Origin of the sequence: Micromonospora sp. KC213 (genome assembly GCF_004348325.1) — a bacterium.
Lineage (GTDB): Bacteria > Actinomycetota > Actinomycetes > Mycobacteriales > Micromonosporaceae > Micromonospora.
Genome location: NZ_SMKF01000072.1, coordinates 1 through 19541 on the forward strand (window position 1 = coordinate 1; position 19541 = coordinate 19541).

17 protein-coding genes and 2 pseudogenes are annotated in these 19541 nt (G+C 71.6%); 5 read left to right on the forward strand and 14 right to left on the reverse strand.

Annotation, left to right across the window (positions count from 1 at the left end; all coding sequences use genetic code 11):
- A partial coding sequence (locus tag E1166_RS16260) for a glycoside hydrolase family 2 TIM barrel-domain containing protein (protein ID WP_207914265.1) occupies positions 1–2925 on the forward strand: 2925 nt, incomplete at its 5' end.
- 87 nt (positions 2926–3012) lie between these two features.
- Positions 3013–4128 (forward strand): NBR1-Ig-like domain-containing protein, encoded by a 1116-nt coding sequence (locus E1166_RS16265; protein ID WP_132339817.1) that lies wholly within the window; start codon positions 3013–3015, stop codon positions 4126–4128.
- Positions 4129–4274: 146 nt separating this feature from the next.
- Here E1166_RS16265 and E1166_RS16270 read toward each other — a convergent pair whose 3' ends face one another.
- The 9 genes and pseudogenes from E1166_RS16270 to E1166_RS16305 all read right to left on the reverse strand — a co-directional run bounded on the left by E1166_RS16270 (position 4275) and on the right by E1166_RS16305 (position 10723).
- Positions 4275–4688: a spore-associated protein A gene (locus E1166_RS16270; RefSeq protein WP_132260386.1), complete on the reverse strand. Its 414-nt coding sequence runs from the start codon at positions 4686–4688 to the stop codon at positions 4275–4277.
- A 34-nt stretch (positions 4689–4722) separates the two neighbouring features.
- On the reverse strand, positions 4723–5133 hold the full coding sequence (locus E1166_RS16275) for a spore-associated protein A (RefSeq protein WP_207914267.1): 411 nt from the start codon (positions 5131–5133) through the stop codon (positions 4723–4725).
- Between the two features lie 218 nt (positions 5134–5351).
- Complete coding sequence (locus E1166_RS16280; RefSeq protein WP_132339819.1) at positions 5352–5762, reverse strand: VOC family protein; 411 nt, start codon at positions 5760–5762, stop codon at positions 5352–5354.
- Positions 5763–5767: 5 nt separating this feature from the next.
- Positions 5768–6226, reverse strand: a complete 459-nt coding sequence (locus tag E1166_RS16285) for a helix-turn-helix transcriptional regulator (RefSeq protein WP_207914271.1) — start codon at positions 6224–6226, stop codon at positions 5768–5770.
- A 36-nt stretch (positions 6227–6262) separates the two neighbouring features.
- A pseudogene (locus E1166_RS30980) lies at positions 6263–6462 on the reverse strand (SRPBCC domain-containing protein); the annotation flags it as partial.
- Positions 6463–6495: 33 nt separating this feature from the next.
- Positions 6496–6846, reverse strand: coding sequence for a winged helix-turn-helix domain-containing protein (locus tag E1166_RS16290; RefSeq protein ID WP_132260395.1), 351 nt, complete (start codon positions 6844–6846; stop codon positions 6496–6498).
- On the reverse strand, positions 6843–7304 hold the full coding sequence (locus E1166_RS16295; protein ID WP_132339821.1) for an SRPBCC family protein: 462 nt from the start codon (positions 7302–7304) through the stop codon (positions 6843–6845). The genes E1166_RS16290 and E1166_RS16295 overlap by 4 nt, the downstream gene beginning before the upstream one ends.
- Positions 7305–7400: 96 nt before the next feature.
- A complete protein-coding gene (locus tag E1166_RS16300; protein WP_132339823.1) occupies positions 7401–9950 on the reverse strand; it encodes an ABC transporter permease in 2550 nt (849 codons plus the stop codon).
- Positions 9947–10723 carry an ABC transporter ATP-binding protein gene (locus E1166_RS16305; RefSeq protein ID WP_243710380.1) on the reverse strand — a complete coding sequence of 259 codons (777 nt, stop codon included), beginning with the start codon at positions 10721–10723 and terminating at the stop codon, positions 9947–9949. The genes E1166_RS16300 and E1166_RS16305 overlap by 4 nt, the downstream gene beginning before the upstream one ends.
- Positions 10724–10870: 147 nt before the next feature.
- Between E1166_RS16305 and E1166_RS16310 the strand changes: the two genes are divergently transcribed.
- Complete coding sequence (locus E1166_RS16310; protein ID WP_132339827.1) at positions 10871–12088, forward strand: histidine kinase; 1218 nt, start codon at positions 10871–10873, stop codon at positions 12086–12088.
- On the forward strand, positions 12085–12729 hold the full coding sequence (locus E1166_RS16315; protein WP_132339829.1) for a response regulator transcription factor: 645 nt from the start codon (positions 12085–12087) through the stop codon (positions 12727–12729). Before E1166_RS16310 ends, E1166_RS16315 begins: the two co-directional genes overlap by 4 nt.
- On the opposite strand, the gene E1166_RS16320 is transcribed toward E1166_RS16315, so the two are convergent.
- The 5 genes and pseudogenes from E1166_RS16320 to E1166_RS32700 form a co-directional block, all read right to left on the reverse strand.
- Complete coding sequence (locus tag E1166_RS16320) at positions 12722–13501, reverse strand: cupin domain-containing protein (RefSeq protein WP_132339831.1); 780 nt, start codon at positions 13499–13501, stop codon at positions 12722–12724. The two genes, E1166_RS16315 and E1166_RS16320, sit on opposite strands and share 8 nt — an antisense overlap.
- Entirely contained in the window at positions 13498–14457 is a 960-nt protein-coding gene (locus E1166_RS16325) for a PmoA family protein (protein WP_207914269.1), read from the reverse strand. Before E1166_RS16325 ends, E1166_RS16320 begins: the two co-directional genes overlap by 4 nt.
- Positions 14454–15536: a Gfo/Idh/MocA family oxidoreductase gene (locus E1166_RS16330; RefSeq protein ID WP_132339833.1), complete on the reverse strand. Its 1083-nt coding sequence runs from the start codon at positions 15534–15536 to the stop codon at positions 14454–14456. Before E1166_RS16330 ends, E1166_RS16325 begins: the two co-directional genes overlap by 4 nt.
- A gap of 319 nt (positions 15537–15855) precedes the next feature.
- Complete coding sequence (locus E1166_RS16335) at positions 15856–16905, reverse strand: glycosyl hydrolase 53 family protein (RefSeq protein WP_243705942.1); 1050 nt, start codon at positions 16903–16905, stop codon at positions 15856–15858.
- Positions 16897–17649, reverse strand: a pseudogene (locus E1166_RS32700) (CBM35 domain-containing protein); the annotation flags it as partial. The pseudogene E1166_RS32700 and the gene E1166_RS16335, both read right to left, overlap by 9 nt.
- Before the next feature lie 617 nt (positions 17650–18266).
- Here E1166_RS32700 and E1166_RS16340 point away from each other — a divergent pair.
- Positions 18267–19541, forward strand: a complete 1275-nt coding sequence (locus E1166_RS16340) for an extracellular solute-binding protein (RefSeq protein ID WP_165944358.1) — start codon at positions 18267–18269, stop codon at positions 19539–19541.

The window sequence follows — 19541 nt, forward strand, 5'->3', positions numbered from 1 at the left end:
GCCATCCCGCTTCTCGCCGACCTCGCCGCCCCGCTGCCTGGCCGTGGTGCCCTGCCGCCCCGCGCGCACCTGCACTCCGACGCCCCCCGGCAGCTGCTCGACGGCACGTGGCAGGTGCGGCTGCACCCGTCGCCGCGACACGCCGTCGACGACGGCTGGCAGCAGCCCGACGCGCGGCTGGACCCGGCGGACTGGTCCCCGGTGACCGTTCCCGGGCACCTTCCGTTGCAGGGACACGGCTCCCCGATCTACGCGAACGTCGACTACCCGTTCCCGGTCGACCCGCCGTTCCCTCCGGACGACAACCCGGTCGCCGACCACCGGCTGGAACTGGTCGCCGCGCCGGAGGTGCTGGCCCACCCCACGGTGCTGCGGTTCGAGGGCGTCGACGGCGCGGCCACGGTCTGGCTGAACGGCGTGGAACTGGGCACGCTGCGCGGCAGCCGCCTCACCACCGAGCTGCCGTGCGCCGGCGTGCTCCGGCCAGGAACCAACGTGCTGGCGGTCCGCCTGGCGCAGTGGTCCGCCCACAGTTATCTCGAGGACCAGGACATGTGGTGGATGCCCGGCATCTTCCGCAGCGTCACGCTCCTGGCCCGTCCACAGGGCGGGGTGCGGGACGTCTTCGTACACGCCGGTTACGACCACCGCGACGGCTCCGGCACGCTGCGGGTGGAGGTGGAGCTGGAGGAGGGCGCCGACGCGCCGGCGACGATCAGCGTGCCGGCGCTCGATCTGCACGGGGTCGCCGCCGGCGTGGAGCACCGTCTGCCGTCGGTCGCGCCGTGGACCGCCGAGACTCCCGTGCTGTACGACGCGCAGGTAGCGACTGCCACCGAGACGGTGCACCTGCGCATCGGTTTCCGCACCGTCACCGTCGAGGACGCCACGCTCCTGCTCAACGGCACCCCGCTGCTGTTCAGGGGCGTCAACCGGCACGAGCACGACCCGCACCGGGGCCGGGTGGTGGACCTGGCGACGGCCCGTGCCGAGCTGCTGCTGATGAAGCAGCACCACGTCAACGCCGTACGGACCTCGCACTACCCGCCCCGGGCCGAGTTCCTCGACCTCGCCGACGAACTCGGCTTCTACGTGATCCTGGAGAACGACCTGGAGACCCACGGCTTCGAGCGGGTGGGCTGGCGGGGCAACCCGAGCGACGACCCGCAGTGGCTGCCGGCCTACCACGACCGGATGCGGCGCACCGTGGAACGGGACAAGAACCACCCCAGCATCCTGCTGTGGTCGCTGGGCAACGAGGCCGGCACCGGGGCGAACCTCGACGCGATCGCCCAGTGGACCCGGGACCGTGACCCCGACCGCCTGGTGCACTACGAGGGCGACTGGCGCTCCCGGCACGTGGACGTGTACTCGCGGATGTACGCCTCCGTGCCGGAGGTGGAGGCGATCGCCACCGAGCCACCCGCCGAGACCTTCACCGACCCCGACGAGCAGCACCGGCGGCGGCTGCCCTTCATGCTGTGCGAGTACGCGCACGCCATGGGGAACGGCCCCGGCGGCCTCAGCGAGTACCAGGACCTGTTCCACCGGTATCCGCGCCTGGCTGGCGGATTCATCTGGGAATGGGTGGAGCACGCCCTGGCCGGCGGGACCACCGACGACGGACGGCCCGTGCAGCTCTACGGGGGTGACTTCGGCGAGCGGGTGCACGACGGCAGCTTCGTGGTGGACGGGGTGGTCCACGCCGACAAGACCCCGGGGCCGGCCCTGGCGGACCTGGCGCGGGTGTTCGCTCCGGTGAGTCTGGACCTGGCCCCGGACCTGTCGACGCTCACCGTGGTCAACCGCTACCACAGCCTGGACCTGTCGCACCTGGAGGCGGTCTGGACGAGCGACGGGGACGGGTCCGGGGCGGGAACGCCGATCCCACTGCCCGAGGTGCCGGCGGGCGGCAGCGCGGTCGTGCCGCTGCACCTACCGCCGTCGGCCCTGGCGACCACGGTGACCGTGCTGCTGCGCCGGCGGGCGGCCGGCGACGGCTGCCCGGCCGGACACGAGGTCGCCTGGACCCAGCACGTCCCGGCCCGCCCGGTCGCCGCGCTCGAGAACGATCCGGTTGCGCCCCGACGGATCGGCGGCGGCCTGGTCGAACTCGGACCCGCCGCGTTCGACGAACGTACCGGCATGCCGGTCCGGCTCGGGGAGTTGGCGCTGCACGACGTGGCGGTGAGCCTGTGGCGGGCACCGACCGAGAACGACCGCGGTGTCGCCTCGGAAGAGCCGGATCTGCCGCCGGTCGCCGATCGGTGGGCCGCGGCCCGGCTGGACGATCTGCGTACCCGCCTGGTCGAGGTCGGCGAGGACGGGCCCGCGCTCGTCGTGCGGACCAGGACCGGTCCTCCCGTGCTCGACGCCGGAGTCGACGTGACCTGGCGGTGGACGAGCGACGGCACCGCCCTGGCGCTCGACCTCACCGTCGAACCGTACGGCTCATGGCCGTGCGACTGGGGCCGGGTCGGGGTCGACCTGCGCCTCGCCGAGCCGACGACGCGGGTGAGCTGGACCGGTTGGGGACCGGGCCCCCAGTACCCGGACACCGGTCAGGCGGCCCGCTACGGCTCGTTCGTCGCCGACCGCGACGACTACGCGGTACGGACGGTCCGCCCGCAGGAGCACGGAGCGCGTCGGGTGGACGAGGCGACGGTGGAGTTGGACACCCGGGCGCTGCGGGTCCGCGGCGCCGGCCTGCCGCTGACCGTTCGCCCCTGGTCCCGGGCCGTGGTCGCCGCCACCCGGCACGACCACGAACTGCCGGCGGCGACCGAGACCTGGATCTCGGTGGACGCCGCCGTCAGCGGGGTCGGCACCGCGTCCTGCGGGCCGGGGGTGCTGCCGGGGTACCGCCTGGCACCCTCGCCGCAGCGGCTGCACGTGCTCCTTCAGCAGGTCGACCGCCTGCGCTGAGCGGCCCCGCCGGCACGCCGGCGGCACCCGGGCCGGGGCGGTCGACCGGCCCGGGTTCAGCTCCGCTGTGGAGGGTCGGCAGGTATCGTGATCTTGGGCAACCGCGCGGTCAGGCGGGTGTGGTCGGTGCTGCCGAAGGTGGAGGAAGTGGAGAAAGAAGCGCAGGGTGCGCGGCGGGTGCCGCGCCGACGCGGGCGACGGCCGACACCGCCCGATCCCGACTCCGGCCCGGTGGGCGCGTTCGCCGACCGCCTCTGGCGGTTGCGGCAGGAGGCGGGCGATCCCTCGTACGAGGAGATGTCCGCGCGCTTGGGCGCGGCCGCCTCGAAGTCGTCGCTGGCCGCCGCCGCGCAGGGCCGAAGTCTGCCCAGTTGGGAGACGACCTGGGAGTTCGTCCGCGTTCTCGCCGTCGACCGGCTGGGCCACGACCCGGTGGACGCCGAGCGGCAGTGGCGGGAACGCTGGCTGCGGGCCAGGGCCGCGCAGCACCCGACCGGCACCGCGCCGACGGCCGACGCGGTGCCGGCCACCGGGCTGATGCCGCTGCCCGGGGCACCCCAGCCGCCCCTTGCGTCGACGGGAGCGACGACGTCGGTGGGGACGCTCTCCACCGGGACCGGCGGGATCGAGGAGGTCGGGCCGGCCGGCGACACCGGCGCACCGGGGGACGGCCGTGAGCGGGGACGGGAGCGGACTGCTCCCGCCGCCACACCGGCATCGCCCGTACCCCGGCCGCGCGGTCGCCGGCACCTCGTCGCCACCGTGGCGGCGGCCCTGGCTCTCCTCACCGGCGCCGTCGTGTTCGTCGTCGGCCGGCGGGCGGGCACCGACGGGGCGGCGGCGGTCGCCGGCACGCCGGATCGGGACGACTCCCGGTTCGAGGGCGACGTCACCTACCCCGACGGGACTCTGGTGCCCCCGAACTCCTCGTTCACCAAGGTCTGGCGGATCCGCAACACGGGCACGGTGATCTGGGCCAACCGCTTCCTGGCCCGGGTCAACGACGATCCCTGCCAGACGCCGCAGGTGGTACCCATCCCCCAGACCCGGCCCGGTGAGGCCGTGGACATCGCGGTGTCCGTCCGGACCCCCGGCACACCCGGAACCTGCAGGATCTACTGGAAGATGGCCGACGAGCAGGGACGGACGCTGTTCCCGCTCAAGCGTCCGGTCTTCCTGGACGTACCGGTCGGCGGTTCGTAGCCTCCGCGCCGACCCGGTACGTGCGGAGGGCGCAGCCCGCCGGTGCCGTGTCGCACGACGGGCTGCGCCCGGTGATCGTTCCCGCCCCCGGACCGTTACGGCGCACACGGTCGCCGGAACGGCTCACCCGGGGGCTTCGGGACGGATCAGCCGCAGTTGGTACGGCGCTTGCCACCCTCGGTGCCGCTGATCCGGCCCATCCAGTCCACGCACTTGTCCGCCGCGGACAGGTAGATCGGACCGGCGTAGGACGTGTAGTGACCGCCGTCGAAGGCCGTCCAGTGGGTACCGACCGGGCTCACCGCCAGCCCCGCCTCGATGAGCACCGCCGAACCGGCCGAGTTCCGCTTGGCGATGACGCAGTTCCTGCCGGTGGAGGCGCTGTAGGTGAGGAACACCGTCCCCTTGGAACCGATCGCGGCGGAGTTCACCACTCCGTAGCCGGACCCGCACTCACCGGCGTAGGTTGCCGCGTACGCCGGGGTGGCCACGGCCAACGCTCCGGCCACCATGGTGGCCGTGCAGGCCACGGTCGCGGCGGCGGTCTTGACGAGCTTCATGTGTTTCCTCCGGTGCTTGCTGTAGTCGGTCGGGTCAGCCGCAGTTGGTGCCGGTGCGGGTCCGCGAGGCCGTCCCGATGGTGCCGCCCCAGTCGACGCAGGAGCCCGCCGCCGAGACGTAGACCGGCCCGGCGTAGGTGGTGTAGTCGCCGCTGTCCTTCACCCAGGAGGACGTGCCGGAACGGCGCAGGTACGCCTCCATGAGGGTGGCGGTCCCCGGCCGCTCCCGCAGCGTGACGACGCAGTTCTTCCTGGTCGACGCGCTGTAGGTCAGGTACACCGTGCCCCGAAGGTCGGGCAGGTCGATCAGGTTGACGACGTTGTAGCCGGAGCCGCACTGCCCGCCGTAGAGCGCCGCCTGTGCGGGTGCGGCGCTGACCAGGGCTCCCGCGGTCGCGGCGGTCGACGCGAGTCCCAGCGCGGCGATCTTCTGCGAAATGCGCACGAAGAGTGCTCCCTCTCTGCTGTGGGGTTGGTTGCGCATGACGCTGGCATCCCGCGCCGGCCGACACCAAGAAGTCTTCGTCCAGTGATCGTCCAGTGGATTATTCGGAGAAATGTCGGCCTGGTCAGCGGCCCGACGAGGCGCGGCCACGGCGGCGCATCCCGGTTTGCCGGCCCGCCCCCGGACACCGTCGCGGACCTCGGACATCGCCGAACGGCTCAGGGCAGCTGCTGGATGCGGACGAGGTTGCCCGCGGGATCACGGAAGGCGCAGTCGCGGATGCCGTACGGCTGCTCGGTCGGCTCCTGGACGACCTCGGCGTCGCCGGCCTGGACCTTCTCGAAGACGCCGTCGAGGTCCCGGGTGGCCAGCAGGATCCAGCCGTAGGTGCCCTTGGCCATCATCTCGACGATGGTGCGGCGCTCGTCCTCGGTGATGCCGGGGTCGGCGGCCGGCGGCGCCAGGAGGATGGACGTGTCGGGCTGACCGGCCGGGCCGACGGTGATCCAGCGCATGGTGCCCTGCCCGACGTCCTTGCGGACCTCGAAGCCGAGGGTGTCGCGGTAGAAGGCCAGGGAGGCGTCCGGGTCGACGTGCGGGAGGAAGCTGGTGTGGATGGTGATGTCCATGACGATCAGGCTAGGTGTGACCTGTCGACCCGGGCTTCTTGATTCCTGATCGGTCTGGTCACCTGTTTCGCCACGCAGGACGGCAGACCCGCGGTCGCGCGCGCCGCCTCGCGCCGGTAGGTGCTCGGCGGCATACCGACCAGTTCGCTGAAGCGGGTGCTGAAGGTTCCCAGGGACGCGCAGCCGACCGCGAAACAGACCTCGGTGACGCTGAGGTCTCCCCGGCGCAGCAGCGCCATCGCCCGTTCGATGCGCCGGGTCATCAGATAGGAGTACGGCGACTCGCCGTAGGCGAGCCGGAACTCGCGGCTGAGGTGCCCGGCCGACATGTTCACGCCGCGGGCGAGCGCCTCGACGTCCAGCGGCTGCGCGTACTCCCGGTCGATCCGGTCGCGGACGCGGCGCAGTCGCGCGAGGTCGCGCAGCCGCTGCTCCTCAGGGGTTCTGCTGGTCACCCGCGACATCGTGCCACGTCCGACGGTGGTGGCCGGCGCGACGTGGCGCTCGGACGGCCGCAGCTCGACGACCTCCATGTCGAAGCCACCGACCGGGAACCGGAACCGGAGGACACCGCCGACATCGCCGTCGCCCTTCGTGTCGTCGGTCCACCATCTGGCCAGACCCTCCACGGTCGTCAGCGCGTCGTACACCTTGTGCGGCGCCGGGGTCTTGATCCGACGCGGTGCAGGATGTCCACCATCTCGACTCCCCCTGATCCCGGTTGGTCCTGCAGTCAGTCCTGTTGGGTGCGCTGGATCGCCTCGGCGATCCGCTTGATCCGCTGCAGCCGGGCGTCCCAGGTCGACCCGACCGAAGACAGCTGCGCCGCCGCGCGGGCGAGCTGGGCCTCGTCCACCCGGTACCGCTTCTCCCGACCGGCGGAGGTCGCCCGGACCAGACCAACCCGGTCGAGGACGCCGAGGTGCTTGGCCACCGCCTGCCGGGTGACCGGCATCCGCTGGCTCAGCGTGGTCGCGGTGCCGTCGCCCTCGACGAGCAGCAGGTCGAGCATCCGCCGCCGGGTGGGATCCCCGATCGCGGACCAGAGGCTGTCGTCGACCTGCTCGGCAACCGCCGCGTTCATCGCCGCACCCCCAGCGTCGCGACGTACGGCGCCAGGCGCGCCAGGAAGAAGTCCCATCCGGTGCCGTGCTCCTGGTACTGCTGCTCCAGGACAGCGGCCTCCCAACCCAGCTCACGGAAGCCGGTCTCGGTCATCCGGAGCAGCGTCCCGCTGCCCGAGGGGGCCAGGTCGAAGGTGACCAGCAGCGAGTTGCCTGCCGCCGCCGCCTCGCCGACCGGGTGCGTCCAGCGGAACGAGAACAGCTTCGGCGGTCGCGCGTCGACGACGGTGAACGGGACCACCGTGCCGCCGGCGTCGCGGTCGCCGAAGACGATCTCCCCCACCGACCCGGGCGTCGGGTCGTACCGGGCGTCGTCCGGCCACCACTGCCGGAGGTGGTTGGGGCTGCTCACCACGTCGAAGACGATCTCGGGCGATGCCTCGACGTAGATCTCGCGCTCGATGCTGCCGAACTCCATGACATCCTCCTGCAACGTTTGGTTGCACATGACGGTACCCGCGACACCGTCATCGCGCAACCAAACGTTGCACTTCTGGTCGAGGTGTCGGCGTCGTCAACCGTCCGTGGCGAGCGCCTCGATCGGGTTGACCCGCGCGGCGCGGCGGGCCGGGAGCAGTCCGGCCAGCGCGGTCAGCGCGGTCAGGACCACCACGGCGACGGCGAGCTGGCCGAAGGGCAGCTCCACCGGCACCGTACGGTGGAAGACCTTGATCGCCATCGCGGCGTACGGCAACCCGAGCAGGACGCCGATCGTCGCACCCAACAGGCCGTACAGCGCCGCTTCGGTGGTCAGCATGACGGTGAGCCCGGCCCGTGACAGGCCGACCGCCCGCAGCAGCCCGGACTCGCGGACCCGCTCCACCACCGACAGCGCGGTGGTGGTGCCCACGCCGACGACCGCCACGACCACGGTGAGACTGATCAGGGCCAGCAGCACTGCGATCACCATCGTGTTGCTCTCGCGCGTCTCGTCCCGCAGATCGGCGAGCACCGACAGCCGGACCCCCTGGCCGGCCGGGCTGATGGACTCCAGCGCCTGGTACGCCGCGGTGCGGCCCGACTCGCCGGAACGGGCCGCGTTGGCCAGCAACCCGGTGGCCCCCGGCCGGACACCGAGCCGGTCCAGGTCGGCCGCGCTGACGATCATCCCCGTGCCCAGCGGGGTGGCGTCGAGGATCACCGCGACCCGGAGGGCGATCGTACGGTCACCCGCCGCCACGGTGACGGAGTCGCCGGGGCGTACCCCCGCCGCCCTCGCCACCCGCTGGTCCAGCGCGGCGTGCCCAGCCCCCGGCATGCCCGCCGTGGCGTTCGCCTGCGGGTGGCGCGGATCGGGAGCGGGTCGCGGAGCGGGCGCCGACGACTGGGGCGCGAGCTGACGCAGGTCGAGGTCGGTGGCCAGCACCTTGGACTGCGACACGCCGACCCGCACCGTGGCGGTGCGGTACGGCACGACCGCGGTCAGCTCCGGCCGGGCCCGGGCCGCCTTGACCACGCCGTCCGGCACCACGGCGCCGTCGACGGCGGTCAGATTGAAGTCCTCGGGGGCCATCGAGGCGGTCTTCCGGTCCGTGGCTGCCTGCGTGGTGGCGCCGACAACCAGGGTGAGGGCGATGAGGGCGACGCCGAGCGCGACCACCGCGCTGACGGACGCGGCGCGGCGCGGCGCAGCGCCCACCCCGCTGCTCGCCAGCCGCCCGATCGCGCCCTGTCGCCGCAGCGGCCAGCTCACCACCGTCAGTACCGGCCGCACCACCACCGGGCCGAGCACGACGAGCGCCAGGAACGCCAGGGCGAACGAACCGACAACCAACAGCAACGCGGTTGCGTTCCCATCGTCGCCACGGCTGTCGCCGAGGACGATCACGGCACCGCCGGCGGCGCCGGCCACGGCCCCACCGGCGACCAGCGCGCCGAGGACGGTCCGCGCGACACCGATTCCCCGTTGGCCAGAGGTGGTGCTCGCCGTCCGCAACGCCTCCAGCGGGGCGACGCGGGCGGCCGCGAATGCGGGCGCGAGCACGGTGAGCATCGTGATCAGTACCGTCCCGGCAACCACCGCGAGGGCGGCGCCGACCGGAAAATCGAACCGGGGTGCGTCGATGTCGAAGCCGCGCAGCACCAGGGGGGCGAGCAGCCCCAGCGCCGTGGCGGCGAACACGCCGAGCACCGCGGCCACCAGCCCGGTGAGGGCACCTTCCGCGGCGAGGGCCCGGGCCAGTTTGCGCCGGTCCGCGCCGACGGCCCGCAGCAGCGCCAGCTGACGAAGGCGCTGGGCGAAGACGATCCGGAACGTGGACGCGGTCACCAGCGCGGCGGCGACGATGGCGAGCAGCACGAACAGCGACATGGCGACGAAGACGGCGTCAATGTCGGCCAGCGCCGCCCGCTGTTCCCTGGCCCGAGCCTCGGCACCGGTGGCGATGCTGTCCCGCGCGTCGGGGCCCACGACGGCCGCCACCTTCGCCCGCACCGCGTCGACGGAGACGCCGGGTGCCACCCGTACGTCGATCTGCGTCCAACCATCCACCGCGGCCAACCGGGTGGCGAGAACGTCCGTGGTGTACGCGGTGTCGTCGTCGCCCTCCACCATGGCGGTGACGGTGGCCCGCACGACGGGGCGCGCGGGCTCGGGATCGTCGGTGTCCGCGGTGCCGATCAGCAGGCCGAACGACGTCCCGACGGGCAACCGCAACCGGTCGGCGGTACGCCGGGTGAGCGCCACGTCGCCGGGTGCGCTCGGATACCTGCCCTGCACCAGACGCACCTTGGCCAACGGCCCCGTGCCGGGGTCGGCGCTGATCTGCAGGTACGCCGAGGAGGTCCGATCCAGCTCGGCAAAGTCGTCGACGCGGCCGGTCGCCTCGATTACGCCGGGCACCGCGCGTACCTTCTCCAGCGTGTCCAGTGCCGGATTGGCCCCCACGACCAGGTCCGTCGCCGTGGGAGTCTGGCTCAGCTGCTCCACGACCACCTGCCGCGTCACCTGATGCGCCAGGACCGTGCCGAAGACCGCGCCGGCGGCGATGGTGAGCGCCAGGCCGGTCAGCAGCGCCCGGGCGGGGCGGCGGACCAGGGCTCGCACCTGGGTACGCAGGATCATGCCGGCACCGCCAGCCGGCGCAGGGCCTCGGTCACCGACCGCGGATCCGGCTCGTCGATTTCGCCGGCGATCCGGCCGTCGGCCAGCAGGACCACCCGGTCGGCGTACGCCGCGGCGCCCGGGTCGTGGGTGACCATCACGACGGTCTGGCCGAACTGCCGCACGGACCGGCGCAGCAGTTCGAGCACCTCCTGGCCGGTCCGGGAGTCCAGGGCGCCGGTCGGTTCGTCGGCGAAGAGCACGTCGGGCTCGGTGACCAGCGCACGGGCCAGTGCCACCCGCTGCTGCTGCCCGCCGGACAGTTCGCTGGGCCGGTGGTCCAGCCGCTCGCCCAGACCGAGCACGGCGATCAGGTCGCCGAGGCGGGCCGGGTCCGGCCGTCGCCCGGCCAGGTCGAGCGGAAGCGTGATGTTCTGTCGCGCGGTCAGTTGCGGAAGGAGGTTGAACGACTGGAAGACGAACCCGATCCGCTCGCGGCGCACCCGGGTGAGCACCCGGTCCGGTAGGACGGTCAGGTCGGTGCCGCCGAGCAGGGCCTGCCCCGACGTGGCCTGTTCGAGGCCGGCCAGGCAGTGCATGAGCGTGGACTTACCGGACCCGGACGGGCCCATGATGGCGGTGAACCGGGCCCGGGGAAAACTGACCGTGACGCCGTCCAGCGCCCGCACTTCCGTCTCCCCCTTGCCGTACACCTTCACCAGATCGACCGCGGCGACGGCGACGGCGACACTGGGCCGGGTCGACGGGACTTCCGGAAAATATTCGGTTTGCACCAATCCTCCGCATCTTCGGGGCATGTCGCCAGTAGCCTGCCGGTCGGCACACCGCACCCACATCCGCCGGCAGACAGGATCAGGCCCGGCCCCTCTGCCTTTTGGCTGATCCACAAGCCGACGCCGGCTGCGTACCCTGACCCGGCGATGGCACGTGATGACGGCAGGACCTGGTTGTTCCGGCTGACCCGGCTGGTGATGCTGCTGGTCGGCGCGGCTCTGATTCGGCACGACGTCGAGCAGCAGTCGCTGCCGCTGATGCCCGCCTCCGTGGTACTCGCCGCGGCCGCCACCCTGGTGTGGGTGCCGCGCCACCAGCACCACGCCCGGCGCCTGACGACCTGGGCCCTGCTGCTGTTCGGCGGCTCGCTGGCGGTCAGCGCGCTCTCACTGCTGCCCGGGCTGCGGGGACTGCGCGGGTTCTGGGGTGCCGCCGAGGCGGTGGCTCTCCTGCTGTCCCTGCTCGTGGTCACCCGCCGAGGTGCCGGGCGGCTCACGCTGGTGGCGGTCGTCGCCGGCGTGGCGGCCGTCACGGCCCAGCCGCTGCGGGTCATGCCCGACCTGGAGCTGCCGAACCGCTACCACCAGAACATCGACTACGGGGTGATCGCCGTAGCCGTGGTCGGCGTGGGCAGTTACCTGCGTTCCCTGGACACCCAGCGCAAACGCCGACTCGCCGACGTGCTCCTGCACCAGCGGGCCGAGTTCGCGCGCGACCTGCACGACTTCATCGCGCACCACGTCACCGGCATCGTGGTGCAGGCGCAGGGCGCTCGTCTGATCGTCCAGCAGGACCCGGAACGGGCCATCCAGGCGTTGATGGACATCGAACAGGCCGGCGCGGAGACCATGTCGGCCATGCGGGGGATGGTCGGCGTGCTGCGCAGCTGCGACGACGGGCACCGCCGCGACGCCGCCGGCCAGGGCGACAGCGAGGTGTCGCCGATCGCTCCGCTGGCCCGGACCGCGGACCTGGCCCCACTGGTCGAACGGTTCAACGCCTCGGGTGGTCCGCCGGTCCGGCTGCACGTGGACGGGGTACTGGACGGGCTTCCGGTGGACGCGGACTCCTCCGCGTACCGGATCATCCTGGAGGCGCTGACCAATGTACGCCGGCATGCCCGCGACGCCAGCGTGGTCGACGTGTCCCTGTACCGCACGCCGGACTGGCTCCTGGTGCAGGTCACCGACGACGCCCCGACGGCGGCGTCGGGCCGGCACGGGCGGGAGCCCGCCGGTTTCGGCCTCATCGGCCTCAACGAGCGGGCCAGGGCGCTCGGCGGCCGGCTCTACGCCGGGCCGGGCACGACGGGAGGGTGGACCGTGGAGGCCGCGTTGCCGCTGCACGCCCGGCCGGGCGCATGACAATCCGGGTACTGGTCGCCGACGACCAGGCGATGGTCCGTACCGGCTTCGGGATGATCATCGGCGCTCAGCCGGACATGGAGCTCGTCGGCGAGGCCGCCGACGGCGTCGAGGCGGTCGCCCTCGCCCGCCGGTTACGCCCCGACGTGGCGCTGCTGGACATCCGCATGCCACGCATGGACGGTCTCGACGCGCTGCGGCTGCTCACCGGTCCCGGCGTCGCGGACCCGGTCCGGGTCGTCGTGGTCACCACCTTCGACCTCGACGAGTACGTGCACACCGCGCTGCGCCACGGGGCGTGCGGCTTCCTCCTCAAGGACTCGGGCCCGGCGTTGCTCGTCGAGGCGATCCGCGCGGCGGCGTCCGGCGACGCCATGATCAGCCCGTCGATCACCCTACGGCTGCTCGCCCACGTCAACCGGTCCGTGCCGCGCGACGGTGACACCGGCACCCTCTCGCCCCGGGAACTCGACGTGGTGAAACTCGTCGCCCGGGGCATGACCAACGCCGAGATCGCGGCCGAGTTGTTCATCTCCGTCGGCACGGTCAAGACGCATCTGGCCAGCGTGCAGGCCAAGCTTCCGGCCCGGAACCGGGTGGAGATCGCCGCGTGGGCGTGGGAACGGCAACTGGTCAGGTGAGCCCCTCCGGCGTTGGCGGTTCAGGGTCGGTCGGTCCGGACAGCACCGCCGGTCGGTGGACGTCGTGGGTGTGCAGCCGGCCGCACATGCCCCAGTGCGCGGCTTCGCTGGCCGGCGAACCGAGCAGCACGGACCGCCGCAGGTGGTGGCCGTCGCCGCGGTCGAGCGCGTCGAGGATGTCGGCGGTGTGGCGGGTTTCCCGTTCGACGGTGTCCTGCCAGGTCCGACGCCAGCCGGCGACTCTCGGCCGCACCAGCGCCACGGCACTGGCGTACAGCCGCTCCAGCGGCGCGAAGTCTCCCGCCTCCGCGCTGGCCACCAACCGCCGGAACCCGCTGACGGCGAGGTCCCGCCGCCGTCGCACCGCTTCGTCGACCTGCGCGGCCGACGCGTCGGCCGGCAGCGTGGCCGCAGCCGTGTAGCGGGCGGCGTCGGCGACGATCTCGGGTGGGAAGGTCATCACCGCGTCGCCGGCCTCGGGCAGGCCGGCGTTCTGCATCACCACGACGACCTGCAGGTTGCCGTGGTTGACCGCGCGGTGGATGGTGCCGGGGGTGAACCAGACGGTCGTCCCGGCGGCCAGCGGCGTCGACCGGAACCCGGACGCGTCGAGGGTCTGCAGTTCACCCTCGCCGCCGATGACGACGTACGCCTCGGTGGAGGCGGTGTGCAGATGGGGGGTACCTCCGGCCAGGCCGTCGGTGCACGGGCTGGCGTACACCGACAGCCTGCTCACGGAGGTGCCGCCGGGGAAGGGCGGGGTGCGGTTCATGCCGGTTCCCCGGTGGGCGACGGGGCCGTCCACCGGTTCAGGGCCTGGCGACCCTGGTCGGCGAGGGCGGCCGTGCCGTCGGTGCCGTGGTCGCCGTTGGCGACGAGCACCGCGTAGCGGAAGGTGATGGCCTGCTCCGGCGCGAAGGGCAGTTCCTCGCTGAAGAAGGGGGCCGGGCACAGGCAGGCGAACTCCTCGGTGCGGGTGAACCACTGCGGGGGGTGCTGCGGGTTCGCGGTGTCGTCGATCATGACGATCGTCGACGAGGTGCCGGTCTCGTCGTGGCGACCGCGGAAGGCCAGCCACTCGGCCCGGGTGCCCCGCAGGTCGTCGCCGCCGGTGCCGAACGGTGACTGGACGCATCCGCCGGTGAACGAGCGTGGGCCGCGCCAGAACAAACCACCGTAACCGGCGTTCTCGCGGCCCTTCGTGGTCGGCGAGCCGATGTTCAGGGTCACGCCGGACACGTTGGTCATCGTGGTCTCGAAGATCAGCACCCAGCTGGTGGCATCGAGGACGGTGGCCGTGAGGCTGCGGTCTTCGGTGATGACCTGTTGCCCCTGCTGGGAGATCCAGTCCAGACGGTGAGCGATGTCGGCGCGCGCATCGGTGGCGGCCAACACCGTCATGCCGCGGTGGACGGCGCTGCCGTTGTTGTCCAGTTGCACGTAGGACCGGCCGCGCAGGTAGGTGGGGCCGCCCCAGAAGTTGTGTTCGCCCACGTTCGGCAGCGACCAGGCGATGCCCTTGTGCCACACGTGGTCGTGCGGCCGGAACAGGGACACGACGTCGCCGGCCAGGGTACGGATCGGATGCAGGTACGGCTTGGGCGATTCCAGCTGTACGGTGTCGGGTCGGTACACGTAGGTGAACAGCGCTGCGTCGCCGGCCCGGACGTCGACGGCGCGTCCCACGGCGTGGTCGAGGTGGAAGGTCATCGGACGGTCGTCGTTCACCATGGGGTTCCTGTTCCGTTCATGCACGTGGCGAAGGGGTGGTCGGCGTCGATCTGGCCGCTTCGAATCGGCTCGCCGGTGAACGCCGAGGCGTACAGCGCGGCGGCGAACTCCATCGTGCGGCGGGTGTCGACGAGCCCGACCGGTGGTGCGGCGCCGGCGTCGAGGGCATCGTAGACGGCGGCGAGCTGCCCGGGATGGCCGCTGACGGTGTCGGACCGGGTGGCCGCCCACTCGGTGCGCACGCCCTCGTGGCCTGGGGCCGAGGTGATCGTCCAGTCGTCGTCGGTGTAGCCGTAGAGGTGCTCGACCTCGACGGTGGCGTACTCGAAGTCGAACCGCAGCGCCGAGGTCTGCCGGGGCGAGAGCACCGAGTTGACCACCGACGCCACGGTACCGTCGGCGAAGGTGACCAGTGCCATCGACACGTCCTCGGTGTCGACGCGGCGGGCGCGCCGGGCGGCGACGGCGGTCACCGACTCCCAGGGGCCGAGCACGGACAGCAACAGGTCGAACTGGTGGATGCCGTGGCCCATGGTCGGTCCGCCGCCTTCGGTCTCCCACCTGCCCCGCCACGGCACCTCGAAGTAGGCGTCGTCGCGGAACCACAACGTGTGGCAGATGGCCAGCAGACAGCGGCCGAGCCGGCCGGCGGCGGCCATCTCGCGAAGCCGGACGGCGCCGGAGCCGAAGCGGTGCTGGAAGACGGTGGCGAAGTGCGCACCGGACGCCCGGCAGGCGGCGGCGAGGGTGTCCAGCTCGGCGAGCGACAGCGCCGGGGGCTTCTCGACCAGCACGGTGACGCCCGCCCGCAGACACTGCAGGGCCAGCGGCGCGTGCGAGACGGGTGGCGTGCACACGTGGATCACGTCGAGTCGTGCGTCGGCGAGCAGCTCCGCGAGGTCCGTGTAGACCTTCGGCACGGCCCACCTGGCGGCGAACTCTCGCGCCCGGTCGGGGTCGACGTCGACCACCGCGACCAGTTCGGCACGCTCGTCGTACGCCCGCAGCGCCTGCGCGTGCGCGTGTGCGATGCCGCCGGTGCCGACGATCGCGGTGCGGTATCTGTGTCGAGGCATGAGGGGTACTGCTCCTTCGGGTGCGGGGTGGCCCAGCGCGGGGATCATGCCGACCACATTCCCGGTCGCGACGTCGTCGCCGGGTCCGACGATATCGGCTCCGCCGTCGCCGCCCCCGGACCGCCGTCGGGGTGCGCCCAGCCTGCGGACGGACGATGACGCCGCCCGCGACCGGGCGGCGTCATCGTCGGGCGACCGGGCCACCTGCCTGCCGGTGGGTCGGCTCACCCGGGTCGTCACCGGGCCGGGGGTTACTGCCCGGCCCGATCTGGCGGGCCGGTTGGCAGCGCCCGGGCCGTGACCGGCCCGGGCGGCGTCATCACGGTAGCCAGCGGATGTTGGGGTTGAGGCGGCCGTTGCGGTCGAAGACGGCCATGTTGTCCCACTCGTTGCCCGAGTTGTTGATGTCAGTCGGGTTCCAGCCGTTGCCCGGTACGGCGTACCAGCTCGGCTCCCAGTAGAAGACACCGATGGCACCGGCGTTGCGGGCGGTGTTCTGCACGGCGGCGAAGTTGGCCTGTTGTCCGGCGGGCGTGGTGGCATAGCCCGAGCAGCCGCTGGTGACCACGTTCCGGGTGCTGTCGGCGTTGGCGGTGGTGTACGGGTACGCGGTCTCGGCGATGATCACCGGTTTGCCGTACCGGGAGCGCATGTCGGACACCACACTGGCCAGGTTCGACAGACCGCCGTGCCAGAAGCAGTAGTACGACAGGGCGGTGATGTCCCACTGGACACCCTGGGCCCGGATACCGTCGTAGAACCAGCGGGCACCGCTCTCCACGTTCGCGGTGTGAATCACCACCTGGGTACCGCTGTTGCACGCCTTCGTCGCGTTGTACCCGGCCTTGAGCAACATCCCCAGGTTGGTGAAGTTGTTGTTCACCACCCGACCGTCGTCCCACAACATACCCGTGTTGATCTCGTTACCGATCTGCACACTGTCCGGCACGGTGCCCTGCGCCTTCAGACTCGTGCACACGTCGTACGTGTAGTCGTAGACGTCCGTGGTCAGCTGGTTGATCCCGTGACTCGCCCACGCCGCCGGCTTGAACTGCTTGCCCGGATCCGCCCACGTGTCCGAATAGTGGAAATCCACCATCAGCTTCAGGCCCTTGGCCTTCACCGTCCGGGCGTACTGCAACACCTTGTCCTTGTTGTTGTAGCCACTACGCGGGTTGTTCCAGATCCGCAACCGCACATAGTTCACGCCCACACTCTGCAGAATGTCCAGTGGATCACCCTGCCGACCGTCGGCGTAGTAGTACCGCGCACCCAGGTCACTGGCCCGCTGCCCGGTCGACACGTCGGCGCCCCGCATGATCGAGGGGTCGCCGCCACCGTCGGTCGTGGTGACCTCGAGATAGTCGATGTTGGCGAGCCCACCGGCGGTCGTCGCGGTCAGCCGCACGGTGTTGGTTCCCGCGGCCAGCTGCACGCTCAGGTTCCTGGTCGCCCAGTTGTTCCAGGCGCTGGCGGCCTCGAACGCGAGCCCGGACTGCACGAGCGTCCCGTTGACGCTGACGTCCGCGGGCCGGTTCGCCGTGCTGCCGTTGGCGAAGCGCACGGCGAGGTTCGCGGAGCCGGCCGCGGGCGCGTTCACCGTGAACGTCACGGCGGCGCCGACCTGGTTGGGTGTGTCACAGAAGCCGCTGCCGGAGTATCCGGAGTGGTTGGAGGCGACCGTACCGCCGCAGACGGCGGGGGACGACTCCGCCTCGTAGCGGCTCGTCGCGGCGTGCACGCTGAGTGCCAGTACGACGGCGGTGCCGGACAGAGCCGTTGTCACCGCCATGACTGCCGACAGTCTGGTCACCGGTCTCATCGATGCTCCCTGGAAGTGTCCATGGCGAGGTCCGTTCTTTGGGTGAGGGGCCGCCATGGCCCGATGACGGGCCGGGCTGGCGGTGGGACGTGTCGGTTCGTCGCTGACGCGATGCCCTACGGCCGGGCATCCGTCATCGAAGGGTGCCGGCGCGCCCACGCCGGCAGACTGTGGCCACGGCGCCGACCCGCTGCCCGGAACCAGGACGACATCCCGTGCCGGCGGCTGGCATTGGTCCACCATCAAGCCAGCGACCTTGTCCCGGTTCACGCGGCCACACGTATGACACATCCTGTCCGCCGGGTGCCCAACTGTCAATCGACACCGGTCCACCCAGCCCGGGCACCGGCGATGGCGGCAGGCAACACCTCACACTGCTCCGACCTGGACCCCTACGCCCCCACGAAGGCGCCACCGGCAGAGGAATATCGATCTTTGTCGACGCCACTGCGGCCGGGGATCGACCTGCCCCACTCTTCGCGCCGACCAGGCTCTTGACGTGATCCCGCGGGCGTGGCACTTTCAGACCACCACCACATAGAACGATATCTGTCACCCCGCGTCGGTAACCGCCATGGTGTGCGCGCTGCGCCCACCGAAGGAGACCACATGACGGCATAGATTCTGGCCGGCCAGGGCTACTGTGGCCGGCCGGTGCCCCAGCCGGCACCCCAGGCACCGCCTCGTGAATCGTCGATGGCACCCCACGTCGGACGCCTGTCGCCGACCGCGAGGCACCTGGGTCCACGCTCGACCGGGGTCGTCACGTGCCGTGCACCCAGCCGGGTGCGACAACTCCAGCAGGACACGGGCCACCGACCAGGGAGCTCGCCATGGCGACCAGTCCGCGGCACAACCCGCCGCGGAGCGCCTGACGGGCGCACCGCTCATAGCAGATGGAGGATCAGATGCGTTTATTGAAACGATTCATAGCAGTAACGGCCATTGCCTCGCTGGCGTTGACCGGGGCCGCCTGCGGCGACGACGGGGGCGACGCCGCCGAGTCCGGTCCCGTCACGCTGCGGTACTCCTGGTGGGGCAACGCTGACCGCGCCGCGCTGATGCAGAAGGCGATCGACCTCTTCCAGACCCAGAACCCCAACATCAAGATCACGCCCAGCTTCCAGGAGTACGAGGCGTACTGGCAGAAGATGGCCACGGAGACCGCCGGCAACAACGCGCCGGACGTCTTCCAGATGGACTTCTCCTACCTGCGCGAGTACTCCGACCGCAACGCCCTCTACGACCTCAAGCAGCAGGAGGGCAAGGCACTCAAGCTCGACGACCTGCTCGACGGGCTCAAGGGCGCCGGTCAGGTCAAGGACGGCCTCTACGGCGTCCCCGTCGGCGCCAACACCTGGGGGTACATGTACAACCCGGCCGTGTACGCGCAGGCCGGCATACCGGAGCCGAAGCCGGGCTGGACCTGGAACGACTACCGGGCCACGGTCGCGAAGATCACCCAGGCCACCAAGGGCAAGGTGTACGGCGGCGGCAACTACGTCGGCAGCTACTACAACCTCGAGTTGCAGCTGCGGCAGGAGGGCGGGCTGCTGTACACCGAGGACGGCAAGATCGGCTTCGACAAGGCCCGGCTGGCGAGGTTCTTCAACGAGGGCAAGGCGCTCGCCGACGCCAAGGCCACGCTGCCGATCGAGAAGGGCGTCCAGATCAAGCCGCAGCACGCGCTGGAACTCGACCTGATCGCCGGCGAGCTGGGCTGGGACAACTTCATGGCCCGGTACGCGGCGAGCACCAAGGCGCAGCTCAAGCTGGGGCCGGTGCCGTCGGACAACCCGGGCGCGCAGGGCCAGTACCTCAAGCCCGCCATGCTGCTCAGCGTCTCCAAGAAGACCAAGCACGCGGAGGCGGCAGCGAAGCTGATCTCCTTCATGATCAACGACCCCGAGGTCGGCAAGATCTTCGGTGCCAACCGCGGCCTACCGGCCACCAACGCGCAGCGCGCCGCGGTCCAGCTCGAAGGGCCGCTCGCCACCGTCGCCGCGTACGAAGAGGGGCTCAAGGAGCAGCTCACCAAGGCGCCGCCCGCGCCGCCGAAGGGCGCCGGCACCCTGGAGCAGACGTTCATCCGGATCGCCGAGGAACTCCAGTACGGCCGGATCTCCGTCGACGAGGCCGTCAACCAGTTCTTCACCGAGGTCGAAGACACCCTCGAGTCCTGA

Bases quoted from the DNA above. Each gene is read 5' to 3' on its own strand.
- E1166_RS16280 (WP_132339819.1), bottom strand. From the start codon at position 5,762: ATGGACATCACCATCCACACCAGCTTCCTCCCGCACGTCGACCCGGAC.
- E1166_RS16295 (WP_132339821.1), bottom strand. From the start codon at position 7,304: ATGGAGTTCGGCAGCATCGAGCGCGAGATCTACGTCGAGGCATCGCCC.
- E1166_RS16340 (WP_165944358.1), top strand. From the start codon at position 18,267: ATGCGTTTATTGAAACGATTCATAGCAGTAACGGCCATTGCCTCGCTG.
- E1166_RS16285 (WP_207914271.1), bottom strand. From the start codon at position 6,226: ATGTCGCGGGTGACCAGCAGAACCCCTGAGGAGCAGCGGCTGCGCGAC.
- E1166_RS16270 (WP_132260386.1), bottom strand. From the start codon at position 4,688: ATGAAGCTCGTCAAGACCGCCGCCGCGACCGTGGCCTGCACGGCCACC.
- E1166_RS16315 (WP_132339829.1), top strand. From the start codon at position 12,085: ATGACAATCCGGGTACTGGTCGCCGACGACCAGGCGATGGTCCGTACC.
- E1166_RS16300 (WP_132339823.1), bottom strand. From the start codon at position 9,950: ATGATCCTGCGTACCCAGGTGCGAGCCCTGGTCCGCCGCCCCGCCCGG.
- E1166_RS16320 (WP_132339831.1), bottom strand. From the start codon at position 13,501: ATGAACCGCACCCCGCCCTTCCCCGGCGGCACCTCCGTGAGCAGGCTG.
- E1166_RS16330 (WP_132339833.1), bottom strand. From the start codon at position 15,536: ATGCCTCGACACAGATACCGCACCGCGATCGTCGGCACCGGCGGCATC.
- E1166_RS16290 (WP_132260395.1), bottom strand. From the start codon at position 6,846: ATGAACGCGGCGGTTGCCGAGCAGGTCGACGACAGCCTCTGGTCCGCG.
- E1166_RS16310 (WP_132339827.1), top strand. From the start codon at position 10,871: ATGGCACGTGATGACGGCAGGACCTGGTTGTTCCGGCTGACCCGGCTG.